This is a genomic window from Aeromonas sp. R7-1 (assembly GCF_040908115.1).
Classification (GTDB): Bacteria; Pseudomonadota; Gammaproteobacteria; order Enterobacterales; family Aeromonadaceae; genus Aeromonas; species Aeromonas caviae.
In genome coordinates this window covers 1-2,182 of record NZ_JBFODD010000014.1, presented here as the reverse complement: position 1 = coordinate 2,182, position 2,182 = coordinate 1, and the positions used below count along the sequence as shown (strand labels likewise).

Here is a 2,182-nt window from a genome sequence, read left to right as displayed (position 1 = left end):
TCCGTCGGTGTGTAGCGCAGCCAGGTAGCGCATCTGCATGGGGTGTAGAGGGTCGGAGGTTCGAATCCTCTCACACCGACCAAATTCCCCGAGAAAGGCCTTGTCAGACGACAAGGCCTTTTCTTTTTGTCTCTCCGCGGCAACGCCCTGGCAGGCGATTGTCTCGTGGGCGGCGTTGTGCTGTAGTGAGGCCCTCTCAGCCAAGGGCCAGCACCATGTCACCAAGCTCCCTCTTGTTCGTCCTCGCCCTGTGCGGCTCGCTGCTGCTCGGCGGCTGCGCCACCGCCTATGACAGCGAAAAGTCCTTCTGGAACGGCCAGACCGGTTTTTCCCAGACCCGGCTCGGGGCGACGCGCTGGCAACTGGAGTTTGTGGGCAACGATCTGGTGGACAGGGAAACGGCGCGCAAGTACGTGCTCAAGCGAGCGGGGGAGATGGCGCTGGCGCAGGGGTATGCCTGGGTAGAGGTGCAGTCGCTGACCCTGTCGCGGGACGCGGTCAGGGTCACGCCAACGCGCCCCCAATTCGGCTTCGACGAGTACGAGCGGGACACCTTCATGGATGACATGCAGGTGGAGCACCGCACCTCGGCACTGCTGATCTTCTCCCTGGGAAGCGCCCCCTCAAACGAACAGAGCCTGGAAGCCATTTATCTGGCAAACATTAAAATAAACAGCGATTAATATAATTAATTTACAAGATCTATATCACATACAACTATTTACAACATAAAGTTCTGATATAAGTCGCTGGATTTCCCCTCCGTGATTAGGCATGCTGCCAGCATACCGGCTGTCAGGATTCCATGGCCCGGATCACAAAAACGGACTTAGGTGGCACCAAACCCACCTGCACAGGCACTGCACATATCGAGACTGTCCCCCCATGAAAATGAACAAATTGACCGTTGCCATCCTCATTGCGATGTTGCTTGGCATTTTTACCGGGCAAGGCTATCGCCTGTTTGCCCCGGCCCAGGCCGCCACCTTTGCCAGCGACATCACCATACTGACCGACATCTTCCTGCGCCTCATCAAGATGATCATCGCCCCCCTGGTGTTCACCACGCTCGTGGTCGGCATCGCCAAGATGGGTGACACCCGCACCGTGGGCCGCATCGGCGCCAAGACCCTGGGCTGGTTCATGCTGGCCTCCCTGCTGTCACTGACCCTGGGGCTGGTGATGGTGCACCTGATGCAACCCGGGGTCGGTCTCTCCCTCTCACTGCCCGATGACGGCGCCAGCTCAGGGGTGGCCGCCAGCGCCATCTCCCTCAAGGACTTCGTGACCCACGCCATCCCGAAAAGCGTGATCGAGGCCATGGCCACCAACGAGATCCTGCAGATCGTGGTGTTTTCCCTCTTCTTCGGGCTGGCCGCCGCCGCCCTGGGGGATGCCGCCAAACCCGTGGTCAAGCTGATGGCAAGCAGCGCCGAGATCATGCTGAAGGTGACCGGCTACGTGATGAACTTCGCCCCCTTCGCGGTGTTCGGTGCCATCGCCGCCATGGTCGCCAAGGAAGGGCTCGGCATCCTCGCCACCTATGGCAGCTTCATGGCCCAGTTCTATCTGGCCCTGGCCTGCCTCTGGCTGCTGCTCATCGCCATGGGCAGCCTCTTCATCCGCCGCCGCATCCTGACCCTGCTGGCCATGATCCGCGAGCCCATACTGCTCGCCTTCTCCACCGCCAGCTCCGAGGCCGCCTACCCCAAGACCCTGGACAGGCTGGAGAAATTTGGCTGTGACAAGCGCATCGCCAGCTTCGTGCTCCCCATGGGCTACTCCTTCAACCTGGACGGCTCCATGATGTACTGCACCTTCGCGGTGATGTTCATCGCCCAGGCCTATGGCATCGAGCTCTCCACGGCCCAGCAGATCACCATGCTGCTGCTGCTGATGGTTACTTCCAAGGGGATGGCCGGGGTGCCCCGCGCCTCCCTGGTGGTGATTGCCGCCACCCTCAACCAGTTCCACATCCCGGAAGCGGGCATCCTGCTGCTGCTCGGCATCGACCACTTCCTCGACATGGGGCGCTCCGCCACCAACGTGCTGGGCAACGCCATCGCCGCGAGCGTGGTGGCCAAGAGCGAAGACAGCCTGGGGGAGACCGCCCCCCTCGGCGAGGTGGACACCGCCAAGGCGTGATCCCCTGACCCCCATGACAACGGCCCGCCTCTGCGGG

Annotated in this window: 2 protein-coding genes and 1 tRNA gene; all 3 read left to right on the top strand. The window is 61.5% G+C overall.

Features of this window, described 5'->3' with window-relative positions:
- The first annotated feature begins 5 nt into the window (after window positions 1-5).
- The 3 genes from AB5Y51_RS01820 to AB5Y51_RS01810 all read left to right on the top strand — a co-directional run bounded on the left by AB5Y51_RS01820 (window position 6) and on the right by AB5Y51_RS01810 (window position 2,145).
- Window positions 6-82: transfer RNA gene (locus AB5Y51_RS01820), tRNA-Pro, on the top strand.
- 133 nt (window positions 83-215) lie between these two features.
- Entirely contained in the window at window positions 216-683 is a 468-nt protein-coding gene (locus AB5Y51_RS01815; RefSeq protein WP_368177962.1) for a hypothetical protein, read from the top strand.
- Between the two features lie 202 nt (window positions 684-885).
- On the top strand, window positions 886-2,145 hold the full coding sequence (locus AB5Y51_RS01810; protein WP_368177961.1) for a dicarboxylate/amino acid:cation symporter: 1,260 nt from the start codon (window positions 886-888) through the stop codon (window positions 2,143-2,145).
- Window positions 2,146-2,182 lie beyond the last annotated feature (37 nt).

What these genes read in the sequence shown, in the direction of transcription:
- AB5Y51_RS01810 (WP_368177961.1), top strand. Translation starts at nt 886, where the DNA reads ATGAAAATGAACAAATTGACCGTTGCCATCCTCATTGCGATGTTGCTT.
- AB5Y51_RS01815 (WP_368177962.1), top strand. Translation starts at nt 216, where the DNA reads ATGTCACCAAGCTCCCTCTTGTTCGTCCTCGCCCTGTGCGGCTCGCTG.